This window comes from Ferruginibacter albus (assembly GCF_020042285.1).
In the GTDB taxonomy this organism is placed as follows: Bacteria; Bacteroidota; Bacteroidia; order Chitinophagales; family Chitinophagaceae; genus Ferruginibacter; species Ferruginibacter albus.
Genome location: NZ_CP083388.1, coordinates 2,062,837 through 2,081,750, shown reverse-complemented (window position 1 = coordinate 2,081,750; position 18,914 = coordinate 2,062,837). Strand labels below are relative to the sequence as shown.

Genomic DNA, 18,914 nt, shown 5'->3' with positions numbered 1-18,914 from the left:
TTCGTAAAAATACAAAAAAAGAATTTTGTTTAAAGTATTCTTTTAAAGTATTGTTTAATAATCTATTATTTATGCTGCTAATTCTTTGGGAACTTCTAATGTAACCTTATAATAAGTGTGGCTAGGATCAATTTCGAAATATATACGACCGTTTAAAACTTTTACACGACTGGCGATATTTTTTAAGCCTAATCCAGATGCTACATGGTTTAAGCGATCGAATTCAGCCTGAACAATACCTTGTCCATCGTGATGCAGGCGCAGGTACATATGTGTAGCATTGGCATTTTGAGTAAGATGTATGAAGCCGGCGTTACTATGCTTAATAATGTTATTGATCAACTCTTGTATGATCCTGAAAATGAGCAATTCCTGCTCTAATTTCAATCTTGTCCGGTAATCGTGAAAACGAACGCTTGCATTTAAGGTGCCGCTTCCGTTTATTTTCTGGAACAGATCACTCATTGCACTCTCCAATCCAAAGTTTCTAAGGGTAGGAGGCATCATACTATGGCTGATATTCCTGATCAATTGTATAGAATCGTCAATAATTTGTTTGGCGCTGAAAATAGATTGTAGTTGAGCTGCCGGTTCCTGGTTTATCAGGTTTTCGTTTAAATATAAACGGGCTGTGGCTAATAGTGGACCAACATCATCATGCAGATCTGCCGCAATACGGTTTCTTTCTTCTTCCTGGAATTTAATAGATGCATTTAGAAGTATCTGTTGTTTTTCATCTTCCAAACGCTTTAATTCATTATTGAAACGAATAACTTTTCGTTGGTGAAATATTACAAAGAATACAATACCCAGCGTAAGGCTTATCATAGCCAACGTGCCAAATAGCATAATATAGCTAAAGCCCGAAGAAGCGCTGGTTGTAACTTGTAAAAAAATCATTTTATCGTTAAAAGGGTTGGTGTTTTTACTTTATGGTTAAAATTTAAGGTCTATACTGATAGGGATATTAGATGCACTAATTTGTTTTTGTTGTTGGTTGTTAACTATTACAGCAATACATAGCAAAAGGTCTTTTATAATGGTTACAATATCATATACCATATTTGATAAGGCAATAAATTCAGGATCTGTATAATATTTTGAATACATAAACTGAAAGAAATTACCTGAAAAATATATTAGAAAAGCTATCGATATCCAAAAGCTTGGTAATTGATAAACAGGCTTTTCAATGCTATAACGCATATTTTCATAAAAAAAATATGGAATGACCAATAAAAAAAATAAAGATTCTATAACTAAAGGAATATAATTGAAATCATCCTTGGGAGTAATGGTATAATCGTAGATGGAATAGAGGCAAAATAAAACGCCGAAAGTGAGAAAAATCCACTTCTTATATTTGTTTTTAATATTATAATAATAAAATAAACACAGCGAAACAAATTCAATAACTATAATTACTCTGATAATCAGTATTTTAAGAGGCGGAGAGTAAATATAATACCTAACATAAAGCCTTAAAAGAAGAAACGTGAGGAACAAACTGGTATAAATAAAAAAAACCTTGAAATCTTTGGTATTAATCTTCTTTCGAAAAACAATACAAAAGATACAAGGTAAGGCTTCAGTTAAGTAAGTTAAATTTCGTAGAATGTCCAAATCGCAATTAGTTTTTTCAAAAATAACTAACTACCATCCAAAATCAAAATTTACTTAGTCGTTAGCGAATAAAGAAACTTCGTCTTTGTGAAACATTGTCGTAAGTTTTTGAGGTTTAGTTTAAATTTTGAGATGTAAACATCCCCCAAAAAACTTTTACCAACAACCGATAAAAGCATATATAAAAGGCGTAGAAACGCTCGAAAATCAGTAGGAATGGGGGTTTTACAACAAAAATTCGTAAAGTAACGAATCAAAAGTCGAGCAAATATACGAAGTTATATAGTAAATTTACTAAGGAAAAAAAACGTAATATCCCATAGTAATCCTACTATGGGGAAAAGTTTTATTTGATTTACGTCAATTGGATTTCCATGAAGATAGAGTCATTTTAGGCTCAAAATACAGGCAGGGAACAAATGTTGATATCTTTTAATGTAATGTGAATAATGTCGGTTATCAACACCTGTTTAAAAATAAAACTATTAATTTCTCAATTTCTGTTGGACTTTTAAGCGGAACAATGATAAAAGAGTTGATTGACACTGGAAACTCAAGCACAAACAGGATTTAACTAGCGATATTGGATGATTGGTTAGTGTGTTTTTCGTTTAAAGGATAGTTGGATAAACAGGATAATAAACTACGTCACCAATGTCAATCAACTGAGAACAAAGATAATTTCCGCAGATTGCCTATGGAAGAGCGGAAACACCCTTTTTAAGAATTGATGTATTTACTTTCCGGTAAAAGAAAACTAGTAGAATCACGCATTTTTTAATTCGTATTTATACTAAGTGATACTACTAAGACAAGGGATTGAATTTATAATGATGATATTATGTCTTATAATAACAATTGGAATACATAAAAAAATAGGGCTTTATACAATCAAACAGGTATTTTTTCGTTTCTATAGTGTTGGTTTTACTATAGAAGATTTACATAAAGCCGGCAAAAAGAAATAAATCATTATAGAACAAAAGAAATTTACTTACAATTATGGCTACTACCCCTAACGATTATCTTATTAAGATTGCTATTGCTGATGACCATAAGATATTCAGAGATGGAATTAAAATGGCGCTTTCAAGCAAACAAAACCTTAAAATGCTTTGGGAAGCGGAAGATGGAAAAGATATGATGCATAAAATATCTATTAAAAAGCCGGAAGTGCTGTTAATGGATATTAGAATGCCGGAAATTGACGGTATCAACGGAATTGAACTTATTAGAAAGGAATATGAAGATATTAAGATCATAGTGCTGACTATGTACGACGATCAGCAAATGATCAGCAAGATGATGGAAATGGGAGCAAACGCCTATTTGACCAAAACTACCGATCCTGAGGAAATATACGAAGCCATACTTACATGTATGAACGATGATTTTTACTTTAATGAGTTGGTGAATAAGGCGGTAATGGGGAAGTTGATGCAGAAAAAGAATGTCCGTCAGCATTATGGAACTTCCACACCGGTACATTTTAATGAGAAAGAGTTGAAAATATTGCAATTATTGGCAGAGGATAAGACCACTGAAGAAATATCAAAGATAATTTTCTTAAGTCCGCGTACGATAGAAACCATTCGTCAGAACATGAAAGCCAAGGTAAATGCTAAAACGATAGGCGGTTTAATTATGTACGGAATGAGAAACAAACTGATAGAATAATTAAGAAAACAATGTTGCGGAAATCTACTTCAGATGAGCATGGTATATTTCCCATGTAAAATAACAGGTAGTTTTCCTATACTATAGTGTTTAAAAAAGTGACAACTTGCATTTAAATTCGAACATATCCTATAAATAACCAAAAAACATTGATATGCAAAATTCAGAACATATAGAACCGATAAAGGTGATAATAGCAGATGATCATGTGTTGTATCGTGCGGGAGTAAAGACTGCATTAAGCGCCAAAAAGGATATTAAGGTAATTGCAGAAGCCGATAATGGCGTGCATTTACTTAATATGCTTAAAATGATCCAGCCGGATGTGATCTTGCTGGATATTCAAATGCCTATCATGGATGGTATTGGTGCACTTCCTGAAATTAAAAAGAACTGGCCTCATATTAAAGTTATCATGCTTACGTTTATGGACGATCATAGCATGATCACAAAATTAATGGAGCTGGGAGCTAATAGTTACCTGGCTAAAACCAGCGATAGTGAAATTATTTACGAAGCTATCAAAACCTGTTTTGAACAGGAGTATTATTTCAATTCGCTTACGAATAAAGCATTGCTTACCAATTTAAAGCAACGCAATACGGCTTCTCCACAAAAAATGACGCAGCAGGAAACGCATTTGAACGATAAAGAAATGACCATTCTTAAGTTGATGTGCGAAGAAAAAAGTACGAAAGAAATTGCTGATATCGTTGATCTAAGCCCTCGTACTGTAGAAGCTATTCGTGATAAATTAAAGGTTAAAACCGGCGCTAAAACTACTGCAGGTTTGATCATGTATGCAGTAAAACATAAAATATTGGAACAGTAAGTACTTTTAAAAGCACCTTCTGACTCCTCTAAAGGGAAACAAAATAGAGTACATTTGCCCGTTGTTTTTACGATGGGCAATTTTTTTAACTATAACGGAAAGATATACAAAGACGGAAATTCAATACTAAGTCCTGATAGCAGGGCATTGCGTTATGGCGATGGCTTGTTTGAGACAATTAAAGTAAAAAACGGCGAGATCATTTTTGCTGATGAGCATTTTGCTCGCTTATGGAAAGGGCTTTCCATTCTGCAATTTTCCATTCCACCCAACTTTACACCACATTTTTTACAGGAAGAGATAATCGCATTGATTAAAGAAAGCAATTTGTTGAATGCAAGAGTTCGGTTATCTGTTTTTAGAGGAGAAGGAGATCTGTTTACGATAAAAGATAATTTCCCGAATTATATAATTCAAGCCTGGTCTTTGGCAGAACAGGCAGGTAAATGGAACCAGGAAGGATTGATAATGGGCATTTGCAATGAAGTAAAAAAAAGTTGTGATGTGTTAAGCAACTTAAAGCATAGTAACTATTTGCCGAATGTATTTGCAGCGTTACAGGTAAAGCAGCAAAACTGGAATGATGCGGTATTATTAAACAGTTTTAACAGGGTTTGTGAAACTACCATCGCTAATATTTTTATAATTAAGGATCAAGTAATTTGTACACCGGCTTTAAGCGAAGGCTGCGTGGCAGGTGTAATGCGAAAAGTATTACTCAATAAACTTCTTTCTGCAAACTATAATGTAAAAGAAGCAGCCATCAATAAAGACGAATTACTGAATGCGGATGAAGTATTTGTAACAAATTCCATCAATGCCATTCGTTGGGTGCAAGCTATAGAAAATAGAAAGTTTGATAATAAGATGACACAGGAAATTTATTCTTCTCTTATTCTCTGAAAATATCGGAAGACGCAATTGTTCTATTATTGGTCTGCTTAAAAACTTCAATCAACTTCTCTATGGCTGATCTTCCTTCTGCACCCAAATCAATAGAAAAATTATTTACGTACAAATCGATATGTTTACGCATTACATCTTCACTCATTTCCTGGGAGTGTTTGCGTATGTAATCATTTAATTCAGGATAATTGCTGTATGCAAACTCAATGCTTTTTCTGATCAATGTATCAGCTTTTTTCTGCAGTTTAGTGTCAAAACTTCTTTTAATAACAATACCGCCTAAAGGAATAGAGTTGTTGGTTTGCTTTTCCCAATAATCTCCCAGGTCAATTATTTTTGCCAATCCTTTTTGCTCGTAAGTAAATCGATTTTCATGGATGATAACTCCCAAGCCTTTATTCTTTAAAACAAAGTCCTCAATTTCATCATAACGTAAAAAGAGCTTGTTTTTTGCATTGGGATAAGCTAGGGAAAAAAGCAAATGCGCCGTTGTATTCTCTCCCGGGATAGCAATTAGTTGATCTTCTATTTTAGAATCAGTAATTTGAAATTTGGAATTTGCTATCAGCAATGGTCCAACACCTTTTCCCAAAGCGCTGCCACTATTTAATACAATATACTCGTTCAATACCAACGGCAATACACCATAGCTAAGCTTGGTGATATCTAATTTGCCTTCTATTGCCCAGTTGTTCAATGTTTGAACATCCTCCAGAACAACATCAAATTCCAGATCTTCTGTATCGATTTTTTTATTTACAAGTGCATCAAATATAAATGTATCGTTTGGGCAGGGAGAAAAGCCTAAAGTAAGTTTGTGTTTCAAATTGGTTAATTGTTTATCAGTTTATGCAATTCATTGTTGAGGTTGATGACAGCATCTTTCATCTTCCACTTGCTTTTGTCTCTTTCCCCCACATAATTACTAATGCTTCGCAATTGTATAAAGGGAATGTTTTCCTGCAAACACACATAATGAAAAGCTGCACCTTCCATACTTTCAACTACCGGCGAAAAGTTTTTTAATAATTGTTCCTTTTGAATAATACTATCGGTTACTTTATTTACAGTAACAGCACCTACTGTTTTTAGTTGAGACTGGTTTAAAATTTTATTTTCATTCGTTAACCATCCTTCATTGAACGGGAATTCATTTGCATTCATAAATCCTGAGCGAAAAACGGGCGTAAAATTATTCTTTTCTTCCATGCCCATATCACCAAAAGCATCTTGTTTTATTAATACGGTTTCACCTAAAGATAAGCTGTTATCAAAGGCACCTGCAATACCAGCCTGTATGATCAGGTCATAATCAAATTGATGCAATCTCTTTTGTAAATGATAGATCGTTGAAGCAATGCCAATACCACCGATCAATACATCTAAATGGGCATCCTCTTTATTCATAAATGAAGGAATTTCGAATTCAGTAGCAGCTACTAATAATATCATAGGACAAATTTCAGCATTTTTGGCGAAGCTTGTTATAATTGCGATTATAAGGCTATAATATTAACTTTGCAAAAAAATGATAAATGGTTTATTTAACTAGGGTAGAACACTTTAATGCAGCACATAAGCTTTGGAATACAGAATGGTCTGCAGAAAAGAATAAAGAAGTGTTTGGTAAATGTGCTAATGAGAATTGGCATGGGCACAATTATGAAATTCATGTAACGATCAAAGGCGAACCTCAACCAGAAACAGGCTTTATTTTTAATGCGAAGCGTCTTAGTGTAATTATTAAAGAATATGTGTGTGATAAAATAGATCACAAGAACCTGAATATGGACGTTGATTTTATGGCAGGAAAATTCACAACGGCTGAAAGTCTTACAGTTGCTATTTGGGGTCAATTAGAACCTGTACTGAGAGAGGAAGGCGTTGCTTTACATAGTATTAAGCTGTATGAAACGCCCCGTATTTATATTGAATATTTTGGCAACTAATTCTCTTATTAATTGTTAGGCTCTTTCATTATAATAATCTTCAATTTTATTTATGGCATATCAAAAAGCAGAGCACTACGAAGACAAAGTGACCTCTGGGCTTATACAAAGCTATCGGGAATCTATATCCTTGTTAGGAGAAGATGTTGAACGTGAAGGACTGTTAAAGACTCCTGAGCGTATGGCCAAGGCAATGCAGTTTATGACACAGGGTTATCATATGGATGCACATGCCATATTGAATTCTGCAAAATTTACTGAAGAGGTAAAAGATATGGTGATTGTAAAAGATATTGAATTATATAGCATGTGTGAGCATCATATGCTGCCATTTTATGGTAAAGCGCATATTGCGTATATCCCTAATGGTTATATAACCGGCTTAAGTAAGCTTGCTCGTGTAGTAGATGTGTATAGCAGAAGACTACAGGTTCAGGAAAGGTTAACCCATCAGATATTAACTTGTATTAAAGGCGCCCTAAATCCATTGGGAGTAGCGGTTGTTATAGAAGCGTCGCATTTATGTATGATGATGAGAGGTGTTCAAAAACAAAACTCTGTAACTACAACATCTGCATTTGATGGCGAGTTTATGAAAAATCCTACTCGTAGTGAATTCTTGAAATTGATTACAGCTAATCTTCATTAAGAAAGAATAACAGATAAATAAAGTATGAAAGCATTTGTATTTCCGGGACAAGGTTCTCAGTTTAGTGGAATGGGTAAAAATTTATATGAGACCAATCCAACAGCAGCAAAATTATTCGACAAAGCAAATGATATCCTGGGTTTTGATATTGCTAAAATAATGTTCGAAGGCAGTGATGAGGATCTAAAGCAAACGAAAGTAACACAACCCGCCGTTTTTCTACATTCTGTAATTGCATTTAAAACGTTGCAGCCTGCAAAGCCGGATATGGTAGCAGGACATTCATTGGGAGAGTTTTCTGCATTGGTAGCCAATCATGTATTAAGCTTTGAGGATGCGTTGCGTTTGGTTGCCATACGTGCCGGCGCTATGCAAAAGGCATGTGAAATAAACCCGTCCACCATGGCTGCGGTTTTGGCTTTGGACGATGCAAAAGTGGAAGAAATATGTAACTCTGTTCAAAGTGAAACAGGAGAGGTGGTTGTTGCCGCAAATTATAATTGCCCCGGACAATTGGTTATCAGCGGTTCATTAAAAGGAATTGAAATAGCCTGTGAAAGAATGAAAGCTGCGGGTGCTAAAAGAGCATTGGTATTACCTGTTGGAGGTGCATTTCACTCTCCATTAATGTTACCGGCAAAAGAAGAATTGGCTGCAGCTATTGAAACAACAACATTTGGTATTCCTTCCTGTCCTGTTTATCAAAATGTGGTAGCAAAGGCAGTTATAGATGGTGCTGAAATAAAGAAAAATTTGATCGATCAATTAACCGGGGCTGTTAAATGGACACAAAGCGTGCAGGCAATGATAGCAGACGGCGCTACACAATTCACAGAAGTTGGCCCGGGTAAAGTTTTACAAGGGCTGGTGCAGAAAATCAATAAAGAGATGATTACTAATGGATTGAGCTAGTGCTTATTTATAAGCTGAATTTTTATATGTTTAAATGCTTTGATTTTTAAAAGACATAGCTTAGCTTTGTTTGTCTCTATCCAATCTTATTAAAGCGTACCCCTCCTCCAAAGTTTATTGTTTCTAATTAATCAACATTGATGTTTGTTGTATCGGTTCTAATGATACAATATCATCGACCTGCATTTAGTAATTAAAACTTTAGGTCATGAGAAAATGTACGCTTGCTTTTTTATTGTTCACCTTTCAAACTTCCTGTCTTTTAGTTGCAGCAAATGCTGCAAACAGCACACCAATACCCACAGCAACTCTTCATATCGATTTAAATTTATTGTATCCTGATGGTACTGCATATCCTGCTGATGGAACTGTTGCTCAATTCAGGAGTGATTTTAGTGCTGGGGTAGATTATTTAGATGCAACCAAACTGACCAATCTCAATGAAAATTTGGGCTTATTAAGAAATGGTAAATTACTTTCCATTGAAAGAAGACCTACCATTCAATCCAACGATACCTTGTTTTTAAATCTTACCAAAACCACTCAACGCTCTTATCAATTTACATTTACACCTACAAACTTTAGTCCGGGCACTTTACAGGGATATTTAAAAGATGCTTATACAGGTAAAACAGTTTTATTTAGTCTTGATACAGCCACGAGTTTTAATTTTACTATTGATAATACTATAGCTTCGCAAGATGCCAGTCGCTTTACAGTAATAATTATTCCCTTACCAAGCGGTGCTCCTGTGCCGGTTACGTATAGCAGTATTGAAATTTTGCAACAAAACAACAATGCAGTGCTGCAATGGCAGGTAGAGAATCAATTGAATATTGTAAACTATTCAATTGAAAGATCAGGCGATGGAAATAATTTTAGTACTGTTGCTATTATTCCAGCTAACAATAATAATGTACAATACAAATGGACAGATGGCAACACTTCTTCTTCGCAAAGCTTTTATCGGGTACGTAGCACTGATGTACAAGGTAAAATCCAATACAGCAAAATTGTAGTTATTAATGATATTGTAAGGTCAGCTGTTGATGTATATCCCAATCCGGTTCATGATGGTATTTTTTTCTTGGAATTAAGCAATATGCCTAAAGGAAATTATTATTTGTATTTAACGAATAGCAACGGGCAATTAATTGCCAGTAAAATAATTGAGCATAATGCTGGAAGTTCATCACAAGCCATATCGATCAATAAAAATATAGCAAAAGGAATGTATCAGCTAAAGGTCGTTGGTAGCAATAAAAGTATTAAAACATTTCAATTGCAATTCGAATAGATTTGTTATAGGAGCGGTCCATAAAAACAACAATGCCGGAAGTATTTCCGGCATCTGTTTTTATTAAATTAATGAAGATTAATGTTTAGTGCTGTATTGAGAAATATCTTTTAAAGGCATATTGCCAAAGATGTCTCCATAAAAATCCTTTTCCTCTGTACTGTATGAATAAGTAAGCCTATCTGTTCTCTGAGGCTTATCAGTAATTCCTTCAGGAGTAATGAAGCTTTTTGAAACTACACCATTTCTTTCAATTGCAACACTTACATTGCCCGGTTGAGATTTAAAGCGTGTAGAGCATAATCCTGCAGGCACATTCACTTTTTCTCCGTTTACCACTAATTGTGCAGGCTGCGGTAAAATAGTAACTACTTCTATCGAATCTTCAATGCTGCTGATGGTAGATGGCGATAATTCCGGTAGCGTACGACCAATTGTTTCCAACGAAACTTTATAAGGCTTTGGCGAAACGCCATTCTTATATTTTTTAAAAAAGGCAATGGCTACGTCCTTTCCTTCGTAAGGATTGGCAGCACCTTGCAGAACGCTTTTATAATAATTCAACAAAACAGAGAAGCCAAAATTATGATTGCTTTCCGGTGCTAAATGGTGCCCTTCCGGATAATCGTTCCAGGTAACCACATTTACAATAGGGGCATCATTTTTAATAGCAAAGTCCATCAGGTTTCTGAATGTTTGCGATAAACCGGTTGCCATGTATTTACGTTGCATTCCCCCTAAGCCGGCTGATTCAGCATCTGCATTATTTAAAATATGCCATTCAGGATCATTAGGTTTTAAAACTTTTGAAGTATAAAAATCAGGGAAAACAGTACCCGTATAGGCACGCTTTCTTTTTTTGCAATAGTTAGCTACCATCACATCCTGTCCTTTGCGTTCATAAGATTCCGTCCATAGCCAAACCCCCGGGAAATAATCTAATACATCATCCAAAAAGGCTTTGTCAACCTGTGTATTTATGGAATACATGCAGGCAAATCTTTCATTACAAGCGCCGGCTAATTTCCGGTAAGCACGTGCCTGGTAATAAGCTGCAGGCTTTCCCAAATTATCAGTAGGAATATCTGCTATTTGTTCGCCATACCATAAATAAACGATCAATCTGCCGTCCGGAGTTCTTAACCAATGTTTATTATCATGGCCAACAGCACTCATGATATCATTAACCCTGATAGCAAATTGTATCAGCTTGGCATTTTCGTCCAGGCCCGGTGTATTAGGATGCGAAAAACAGAAGGTAAACTTAAAGTCGATATTTTTTTCGTCGGCAACTCTAAAATAAGTTTTGATCACTGTATCTACCAGTGCTTCATTACCCAAAGGGTAGTAAAATTGAAAACCGTCAATACCGCAGCGTTTGGCTGCACGCATTTCATATTCAACAGCTTCCGCAATGCTTGCGTGTTGCAGCATACTGTCTGCCATTACGTTTACCTGCGTATAACCTCCGATCGGCGACGTAATTGGATAATATTTGGGATTGCATCCGTCTTCAAATTCATGTCCTTCAAAGCGAATGATGTGTGTCATGCAGTGCGCTATTACCAATTTTTTAGAGGTGAGCGGCATGCTTAATTCAGGGAGATTTGCTAATGTGTCCTGGGCAAACGTGTAAACGTTGCTCAACAATAGCAAAACTAAAGCCGTGGGGAAGGCAAGTCGTTTCAATTGCATTTGTTTGTTTATAAGTGAATAAAGTTAGCTACACTTTGTGTAAGTATAACACAAATATAGAGAAAGTTTTTACCCGATAGTTTAATGTAAAAGAAAACATTTAATTATGTAAAATCTTTACAAAAAAACCATCCAAAACGGCTACTTATGGCGTGCCCCAAGCTGCGCAAGGGTCGGGCTTTACGCTGCAATCTTTTTGATCGTTCCTCGCAAAAAGTATTTCCGCTTCAATCCCTCACGCTTAGCAGTAAAATAAAGGGCTGTGGAGCCGAATTACAAAAAGTTTAAGAATTTTATTTTTAGCTTTCCAGTTATTTTGAAATATGCACTGTACCATACGCTTTCTTTCACTTATTTTATTGTTGAGCCTTAATTTGACTTCAAGTAGTCAAAACATTGCCAATCTTAAAAAAATTAATAAAGCACCGGTTCTGGCAAGTGAAGATAAGCAGGAAATAAATCGGTATCAAGCATTATTAATACAGCGTTTTTTAGCAAAAGCTAATGATCCTCAGGATAAGATCAATAAAGAAATACAGGATTTCTTTATTGATTATAACAATCAAAAAAACTCAGAAGCATACATTTATCCAACACTATTAACTAGATCTAACTTAACAATCTCCGTTACAGGATACGATGTAAACTGGGGGCTTTTGCCTTCTGCTCATGATACAACTAAATTGGAAGGCAATGGGAACACAATGCTTAGAGTTATTATCAGTATACCAATTTATGATAATTACCATCGGGGCTATTCTATAAACTCCATTTCGTTCTGCTGTAAACTTACAGAAGCTATTACCTGGACTGAAATACGTGGCAATGAATTGCCAATAGAAAAATTACCAACTTATAAACGCAGGATAAATTTTAAAGCAAAAGTTCTTGATCTTGACAATTAAAAATGCCGGTACAAAATGTCCGGCATTATAATATATTGTTTATAGAAATTAACTCAATCTCATTTTCTTATACGCAGTGATTAACCCATTTGTAGAAGAGTCATGCGATGTAATCGGTGAATCATCTTTTAATTCAGGTAAGATTTTATTCGCCAATACCTTTCCTAATTCAACTCCCCATTGATCAAAGCTGAAAATATTCCAGATAACACCTTGTACAAAGATCTTGTGTTCATATAAAGCGATCAGCTCACCTAAAATAAAAGGAGTGATTTCGGTAACTAAAAATGAATTGGTTGGACGATTACCTTGAAAAACACGGTAAGGATTTTCATGATCTGTACCATTCATCAATGCTTCCGTTTGTGCAAAGAAATTACTCAACAGTTTTTGATGATGATCTCCGATCGGGTTATGACTAACAGCAGGAGCAATAAAATCACAAGGAATTATTTGTGTGCCCTGGTGTATCAATTGGTAAAATGCATGCTGACCATTTGTGCCCGGCTCGCCCCATATAACAGGACCGGTAGAGTAGGAAACCTTGTTGGTATTTCTATCAATATACTTTCCGTTACTTTCCATATTACCTTGTTGAAAGTAGGCAGCAAAGCGATGTAAGTATTGATCGTATGGAAGTATTGCTTCTGTAGAAGTATTAAAAAAGTTAGTGTACCAAATACCAATTAATGCCATTATTATCGGTATATTCTTTTCAAACGATGCGGTAGCAAAATGTGTATCAATTTCGTGAGCGCCCTTTAACAAGCTCTCAAAATTATCGTATCCAATGGTTAAGGCAATTGATAGCCCAATAGCGCTCCACAAGCTATACCTGCCGCCAACCCAATCCCAAAAAACAAACATATTTTCAGCTGCAATACCAAACTTCACCACTTCTTTTTCATTAGTGCTTAAAGCTGCAAAGTGTTTAGCAATATGCGCTTCTTCTTTGGCGTGTAGTAAAAACCATTCCCTGGCGGTATGCGCATTTGTCATTGTTTCCTGCGTAGTAAATGTTTTACTGGCAATTAAAAACAATGTTTCTTCGGGAGTGATCTTTTTTAATGTTTCAGCAATATGGGTACCATCAACATTGCTTACAAAGTATGGCTGAATGCCTTCTTTCCAATAAGGTTTTAATGCTTCCGTAACCATAACAGGACCTAAATCGCTGCCGCCTATGCCAATGTTGACAATATATTTAATGGGTTTGCCGGAATAACCTTTCCATTCGCCGCTGTGGATCTTTGCAGTGAAATTTTTCATTTGCTGTAATACAGCATGTACATCCGGCATTACATCTTTACCATCTGTAATTACCGGTTTTCCTGAAAAATTACGTAAAGCTGTATGCAGCACCGCACGATTTTCAGTTTCGTTTATTTTTTCTCCGTTAAACATCGCTTCGATAGCTTCTTTTACCTGGCAATCTTTTGCCAATTGCAATAGCAATTCAATCGTGGTATCAGTTATCCGGTTCTTGGAGAAATCAAAAAGAATATTTTTTTCGTACAAAGAAAATTTATCGAAACGATCGGCATCTTCTTCAAACAGGTCTTTCATATGCACATCTTTAACTGTTGCATAATGCTGTTGTAACTGCTGCCAGGCTGCTGTTGTAGTAGGGTTTGTTTTGGGGAACATTCTCTGGTTATTTAAAAATGAATGATTGATAGTTAGCTGATTGCGAAGATACTTCAAGTAATTAAAATTCCTTGAAAACAGTATTTCTTATTGTATTCCATTCTTCTGCAATAAAACTAAAATAAACAGTATCTCTAATTGTGCCATCATCATTAATAATATGACGGCGTAAAATTCCTTCCTGCACAGCGCCTATTTTTAGCATCGCTTTTTGAGAGCGTTTATTGAGGTTGTTTGTTTTTAATTCTATTCGGTTTAAATGCAATTCATCAAAGCCAAAACTTAATAATAAAAACTTGCAGGCTTTATTTAATCCGCTGCCATGAAAATAAGAATGGATCCATGTTTGCCCGATCTCTACTCTTTTATTAGGAAAGGAAATAGTATGATAGCGGGTGCTGCCGGCATATTTGTTGAAAGCTTTATCAAAAATGGCAAAAGGATAGGAGAGCTGCTGTGTCCGCTCATTTACTGCCGTATCAAAATATGTTCTGAAATCAGCCTCTGTATTGATCTTGTTAATAGTGTATAGCCAAAGTGATCGATCTAAAGCCAACGGCAACAAATGTTCAAAATGTTTTTCTTCCAATGGCTCTAAGCGTGCAATATCGTTCTCGAGAACGATGTTCTCTTCAAAGAAATTATCGGTACTCATGAAAATTGTTGTTTCACCATAGTGGAAACTATTTTATCGATCGGTAATGTTACGCTGTCTGCCGAAAACTCATCCCACTCAATAAAACGTACAGTTTCCGTTTGTTGGATTTCATCGTATACTTTTAATTGCTGTTCGTCAAAATCAAAAGGCTTTGTGCGTAAGGGGGCTTTAATTGGCTCCAATGCTGTTGCATAATAATAAATAGCAATGATCTGATGTGCATTATTAAAACCGCTTACCTGGAAAAAATCAGTTGTATAAATATGATCGCCCACTTCAACTTCCAAATCAAGCTCTTCTTTAAATTCTCTTTTTAAACAATCTCTTGTTCCTTCACCTAATTCCAAACCACCACCGGGAAACTTGGTGTAATAATTACCACGTATATATTCATCGCTTACCAAAACCTGTTTTTTATCGTTGATTAAAATCCCGTAAACACGTAAAGTAATTTGCTGCATGAATTGATTGTTACTGTTCTCTATTTCGTTGTAAGAAATTAAATTTCCACTTCTCCTTTAAATACAAATTTAGCCGGTCCGCAAAGCCATATATTATTAAAGTGCTGCGAATCTATTTTTTCGTATTCAACACTTAAATGCCCCCCCGGGGTTTTTACTTCTACACGATTAAATCCATTGTCGTTATGTGCGGCTACCAATGCTGATGCTGTAACACCGGTACCGCAACTTAAGGTCTCATCTTCTACGCCTCTTTCGTAAGTACGTACCAAAATTTTATAAGGGCTTAATATCTCTACAAAATTTACATTAATGCCTTCTTTTTCGTATGTGCTGCTATAGCGGATCTCTCTCCCGGTTTCCACCACGTCAATCTCCGGAACATTGGAGGCGAATTTTACGAAATGCGGTGAGCCTGTATTTAAAACAAAATGTGAGTTTTTTTCTTCAACATTATCTACGTTGATCATTTTTAAACGGATAGAGTCATCGGTATCTATCTCTGCCAAATGTTCACCATCTATGGCTAAAAATTTATAAGCCGTTTTATGAATGCCTACATCATGCGCAAAACGTACTAGACAACGTCCGCCATTACCGCACATGCTGCTCTCATTGCCATCGGCATTGTAATATTTCATTTCAAAATCATAACCTGCATTTGCATTTAATAACATTAACCCGTCGGCACCGATACCAAATTTTCTGTTGCACAAACTTTTTACTTGTGCAGGGGCTAATCCGGAATAAATACCATCGCGGTTATCTAAAATAATAAAATCGTTTCCAGTTCCCTGGTATTTTGAAAAACTTATTTTCATCTTATAATTTATCTGAAATTGTTTGCAAAGTTATCTGAATTAATTTTTCTACCACAGCATTTCCATCTTTGCTGAATTGTTTGTCTATGCGGTTGGCAACGATAGCACTTAATGATAAACAATGATGTCCTAATAATTTGCCCATTCCATAAATACCTGCTGTTTCCATTTCAAAATTGCTGATGCGGTGTTGCCCAAAAGTAAACCTGGTAAGATTATCAATTAAAGATGGATTCGCCAATCCCAGGCGTAACACTCTTCCCTGCGGACCATAAAAGCCCGGGCAGGTAACCGTTATGCCCTGGTGAAAATCTTTTACAAAATGCTTTAATAAAGCCCCGCTTGCGCCACTAATATATGGATGTGCAAATTGCTGGTGTAACTGTGTTTGTGTAACAAAACTTTGAACCAATTGTTTTTCTTCTTCATTATTAGACTGTAGATAAAAGTTAAGGAGATTGTCGATACCTAAGCCATGTGTACTTGTTACAAAACTATCCACAGGTATATCTTTTTGTAAAGACCCTGAAGTGCCAACACGGATGATGTTTAAAGAAGTAAGCTTATTCTTTATTGTTCTTGTTTTAAAATCAATATTAACCAAGGCATCCAGTTCATTTAAGACGATATCAATATTATCAGTGCCAATGCCGGTACTGATACAACTAATTCTTTTTTTGCCAATATAACCGGTGTGTGTTACAAATTCCCGATGTTGATTTTTATATTCTATTTTATCAAAATGCTTGCTCACTGCACTTACTCTGTCAGGGTCGCCGACAGTGATAATAGTGTTCGCTATTTCTTCCGGTTTACAATCCAGGTGATAGATCGCATCTCTCTTGGTAATAATTAATTCCGATTCTGCAATTCTGTTCATATAGTTTTAATTATGCTTAAAAATACCCTATTTTTGCAACACTTAAAAAGGGTCTTGTGGCCGAGTGGCTAGGCAGAGCTCTGCAAAAGCTTCTACACCAGTTCGAATCTGGTCGAGACCTCTAAAATTTAATCCCTCTCGGTTGTCCGGGAGGGAATTTTAATAATAATGAACACCAAGATTTTACATTACGCCGGGCTGATCGCCTGCATTGCATTGATAGCATCCTGCTTTATGCCTTGGGCATACTACCCAGATGTAAATAAAACATTTTCCGGTTTTTTTTCTGAACAAAATCAATACGGAAGACCAGCTAAATTTTTAGTGCCTTTTACGGTTGTGGTGTTTGTATTTATGTTATTACCCAAAATTTGGGCTAAGCGTGCTAATCTTTTTATTTGCGCTTTAGTGTTTGGTTACGCAATTAAAACCTATGTATTATTCACCTCTTGCTATGACGCATATTGTCCTGAAAAACGAATTGGTATTTATGTAATGGGCTTATCCGTTATCGTTATGATGCTGGCGGCTATTTTTCCTGATATGAAGATCGATAATAAGGAAAATACTGAGTAAGGATTTTAGTGAGATGTTGCCATTCCTATCAATAATTAATTAGGCGTTACGGCATTTTTTCGCAAATAAATAATTCTTCATCTTCATTAACACCATATTTTATAAATTCTGAAGAGATATTTATTCTATTTACTTTAAAACCACTTTGCTCAAGTCTTTGAACATAGTCTTGTCCGTATAATCTTAAATGGTCATATTGTCCGAATAACATTTCTCTTTGCTTTGGGTCTGTAATAGAAAAGTCTTCGAATGTTTTTAGTGTGTTTTTAGAGATAGGTACCTGCAAAATTGCTTTGCCTCCGGGTTTAAGAACTCTTTGTAGTTCTTTCATCGCATCAGTATCTGTTGGAATGTGCTCCAACACATGATTACAAATTATTAAGTCGAATGTATTGTTATCATACGGTATGTTTAAGACATTCATATTTTGAACATATTCAGGATATGAATAGCCATCTGTATATAGATCACCTAATATGTAGCTTTTGAAGTCTAATTTGAGTAAAATATTTGCCAGATTTTTCTCCGGGGCAATGTGTAAAACGTTCATTTCCTTAGCAATGCTTGCTATGTTTAGCTTTTCTTTTAAATACACAAGTAGTAACCGTTCTCTATCCGTAGAGTCACAATTATAGCATCCACCTCGTCTCTCGCCTCCGCCAACCACTTGTTTTTCAATTAAAACAGGTAAGTTAACTCCAATAATTGATAAATCTTTTGAAGAATAATTGCAAAAAGGGCAAGTATATTTATTACCCTTATGCAGCAATAGTTTGATTTGTTTTTTTAAACCTGCCGGAATAAAAGTTTTAATTCTTGCAATCATGTTTTCTATCCTGTTTTTAAAAATTTGTATAGCACAAGGAATTAATCAAATCGGAAATAACTACAGCAAAGTTAAAATATTATTGAAGTTATATAGGTAAGTTGACAATTTAGCTATGTGATTGATAATTTGCTAACAGGCTAAACATTTACAATAAAACTTACTGTAACAAAAACTATTTCTTATTTCCAATCTTTAATACAGAAATAGTAATAAACTCTTTATGATTTCCGAAAAACCGATACATTAGATAAATAAAAGGGATGTTGGCGAGAATAAGCAATACTTCCATACCAGTTATAAAGAAAAGGGTAAAAAACAGGATACTTGCTATTAAAGCAACCCAAAGGCGAAGATTGTCTGCGGTACATCCCACTTCAATATAAAGAGGGGCATTGACTGGCGTTTCTATGAGCAATGGTTTGGAAGAATGATAGCCATTATTGGCAATGATCTTTATCGGAAGATGGTCAGCATTGATTGTGATAGGCTTTTCTTCGTCCAAGTAAAACATATTTCTATCGTCAATTACTATCCAAAGACGAAGCACCCGCATTAATAATTGCTTTTGCCGAAATATTATTATTTGAGAGGAGGAAA

21 protein-coding genes and 1 tRNA gene are annotated in these 18,914 nt (G+C 35.4%); 10 read left to right on the top strand and 12 right to left on the bottom strand.

The genetic code is table 11. From position 1 onward, the window contains the following. Positions 1-69: 69 nt before the first annotated feature. Both K9M53_RS09025 and K9M53_RS09020 read right to left on the bottom strand, forming a co-directional pair. Positions 70-900 (bottom strand): sensor histidine kinase, encoded by an 831-nt coding sequence (locus tag K9M53_RS09025; protein ID WP_224013999.1) that lies wholly within the window; start codon positions 898-900, stop codon positions 70-72. A gap of 36 nt (positions 901-936) precedes the next feature. Then, positions 937-1,206 (bottom strand): hypothetical protein, encoded by a 270-nt coding sequence (locus K9M53_RS09020; protein WP_224013998.1) that lies wholly within the window; start codon positions 1,204-1,206, stop codon positions 937-939. Positions 1,207-2,625: 1,419 nt separating this feature from the next. Here K9M53_RS09020 and K9M53_RS09015 point away from each other — a divergent pair. From K9M53_RS09015 to pabC, 3 genes are all read left to right on the top strand, one after another. Continuing rightward, positions 2,626-3,300, top strand: coding sequence for a response regulator transcription factor (locus K9M53_RS09015; protein WP_224013997.1), 675 nt, complete (start codon positions 2,626-2,628; stop codon positions 3,298-3,300). A gap of 154 nt (positions 3,301-3,454) precedes the next feature. Beyond that, the gene (locus K9M53_RS09010) at positions 3,455-4,132 is read left to right on the top strand and encodes a response regulator transcription factor (RefSeq protein WP_224013996.1); all 678 of its coding nucleotides are present in this window, start codon (positions 3,455-3,457) and stop codon (positions 4,130-4,132) included. 54 nt (positions 4,133-4,186) lie between these two features. Continuing rightward, the gene (gene pabC / locus K9M53_RS09005) at positions 4,187-5,035 is read left to right on the top strand and encodes an aminodeoxychorismate lyase (RefSeq protein WP_224013995.1); all 849 of its coding nucleotides are present in this window, start codon (positions 4,187-4,189) and stop codon (positions 5,033-5,035) included. Here pabC and K9M53_RS09000 read toward each other — a convergent pair. Together K9M53_RS09000 and mqnB are read right to left on the bottom strand one after the other, a co-directional pair. Next, positions 5,025-5,864, bottom strand: coding sequence for a 1,4-dihydroxy-6-naphthoate synthase (locus K9M53_RS09000; protein WP_224013994.1), 840 nt, complete (start codon positions 5,862-5,864; stop codon positions 5,025-5,027). The two genes, pabC and K9M53_RS09000, sit on opposite strands and share 11 nt — an antisense overlap. A gap of 5 nt (positions 5,865-5,869) precedes the next feature. Next, positions 5,870-6,490: a futalosine hydrolase gene (mqnB, locus tag K9M53_RS08995; RefSeq protein WP_224013992.1), complete on the bottom strand. Its 621-nt coding sequence runs from the start codon at positions 6,488-6,490 to the stop codon at positions 5,870-5,872. An 83-nt stretch (positions 6,491-6,573) separates the two neighbouring features. Here mqnB and K9M53_RS08990 point away from each other — a divergent pair, with 83 nt between their 5' ends. From K9M53_RS08990 to K9M53_RS08975, 4 genes are all read left to right on the top strand, one after another. Then, positions 6,574-6,987 carry a 6-pyruvoyl trahydropterin synthase family protein gene (locus K9M53_RS08990; RefSeq protein ID WP_224013990.1) on the top strand — a complete coding sequence of 138 codons (414 nt, stop codon included), beginning with the start codon at positions 6,574-6,576 and terminating at the stop codon, positions 6,985-6,987. Positions 6,988-7,075: 88 nt separating this feature from the next. Next, the gene (gene folE / locus K9M53_RS08985; protein WP_224013988.1) at positions 7,076-7,636 is read left to right on the top strand and encodes a GTP cyclohydrolase I FolE; all 561 of its coding nucleotides are present in this window, start codon (positions 7,076-7,078) and stop codon (positions 7,634-7,636) included. Between the two features lie 24 nt (positions 7,637-7,660). Beyond that, complete coding sequence (gene fabD / locus K9M53_RS08980; protein WP_224013986.1) at positions 7,661-8,548, top strand: ACP S-malonyltransferase; 888 nt, start codon at positions 7,661-7,663, stop codon at positions 8,546-8,548. A gap of 208 nt (positions 8,549-8,756) precedes the next feature. Further along, entirely contained in the window at positions 8,757-9,845 is a 1,089-nt protein-coding gene (locus tag K9M53_RS08975; protein ID WP_224013984.1) for a T9SS type A sorting domain-containing protein, read from the top strand. Positions 9,846-9,923: 78 nt separating this feature from the next. Here K9M53_RS08975 and K9M53_RS08970 read toward each other — a convergent pair whose 3' ends face one another. Then, entirely contained in the window at positions 9,924-11,540 is a 1,617-nt protein-coding gene (locus tag K9M53_RS08970) for an endo-1,3-alpha-glucanase family glycosylhydrolase (RefSeq protein ID WP_224013982.1), read from the bottom strand. A 374-nt stretch (positions 11,541-11,914) separates the two neighbouring features. Between K9M53_RS08970 and K9M53_RS08965 the strand changes: the two genes are divergently transcribed. After that, entirely contained in the window at positions 11,915-12,445 is a 531-nt protein-coding gene (locus K9M53_RS08965) for a hypothetical protein (protein WP_224013979.1), read from the top strand. A gap of 48 nt (positions 12,446-12,493) precedes the next feature. Here the strand turns inward: K9M53_RS08965 and pgi are convergent, their stop codons facing one another. The 5 genes from pgi to K9M53_RS08940 form a co-directional block, all read right to left on the bottom strand. Next, the gene (gene pgi / locus K9M53_RS08960) at positions 12,494-14,092 is read right to left on the bottom strand and encodes a glucose-6-phosphate isomerase (RefSeq protein WP_224013977.1); all 1,599 of its coding nucleotides are present in this window, start codon (positions 14,090-14,092) and stop codon (positions 12,494-12,496) included. A gap of 61 nt (positions 14,093-14,153) precedes the next feature. Next, the gene (locus tag K9M53_RS08955) at positions 14,154-14,747 is read right to left on the bottom strand and encodes a GNAT family N-acetyltransferase (RefSeq protein ID WP_224013975.1); all 594 of its coding nucleotides are present in this window, start codon (positions 14,745-14,747) and stop codon (positions 14,154-14,156) included. Further along, the gene (locus K9M53_RS08950) at positions 14,744-15,211 is read right to left on the bottom strand and encodes an NUDIX domain-containing protein (RefSeq protein ID WP_224013973.1); all 468 of its coding nucleotides are present in this window, start codon (positions 15,209-15,211) and stop codon (positions 14,744-14,746) included. The genes K9M53_RS08955 and K9M53_RS08950 overlap by 4 nt, the downstream gene beginning before the upstream one ends. A gap of 38 nt (positions 15,212-15,249) precedes the next feature. Further along, positions 15,250-16,032, bottom strand: a complete 783-nt coding sequence (gene dapF, locus K9M53_RS08945) for a diaminopimelate epimerase (protein ID WP_224013971.1) — start codon at positions 16,030-16,032, stop codon at positions 15,250-15,252. Position 16,033: 1 nt separating this feature from the next. Next, positions 16,034-16,912 (bottom strand): nucleoside phosphorylase, encoded by an 879-nt coding sequence (locus K9M53_RS08940; RefSeq protein WP_224013969.1) that lies wholly within the window; start codon positions 16,910-16,912, stop codon positions 16,034-16,036. 50 nt (positions 16,913-16,962) lie between these two features. Between K9M53_RS08940 and K9M53_RS08935 the strand changes: the two genes are divergently transcribed. Together K9M53_RS08935 and K9M53_RS08930 are read left to right on the top strand one after the other, a co-directional pair. Beyond that, positions 16,963-17,033, top strand: a tRNA-Cys gene (locus K9M53_RS08935). Positions 17,034-17,080: 47 nt separating this feature from the next. Next, the gene (locus K9M53_RS08930) at positions 17,081-17,488 is read left to right on the top strand and encodes a hypothetical protein (protein ID WP_224013967.1); all 408 of its coding nucleotides are present in this window, start codon (positions 17,081-17,083) and stop codon (positions 17,486-17,488) included. A 46-nt stretch (positions 17,489-17,534) separates the two neighbouring features. Here the strand turns inward: K9M53_RS08930 and K9M53_RS08925 are convergent, their stop codons facing one another. Continuing rightward, a complete protein-coding gene (locus K9M53_RS08925) occupies positions 17,535-18,314 on the bottom strand; it encodes a class I SAM-dependent methyltransferase (protein ID WP_224013965.1) in 780 nt (259 codons plus the stop codon). 175 nt (positions 18,315-18,489) lie between these two features. Beyond that, a complete protein-coding gene (locus tag K9M53_RS08920) occupies positions 18,490-18,828 on the bottom strand; it encodes a hypothetical protein (RefSeq protein WP_224013963.1) in 339 nt (112 codons plus the stop codon). Positions 18,829-18,914: the final 86 nt, after the last annotated feature.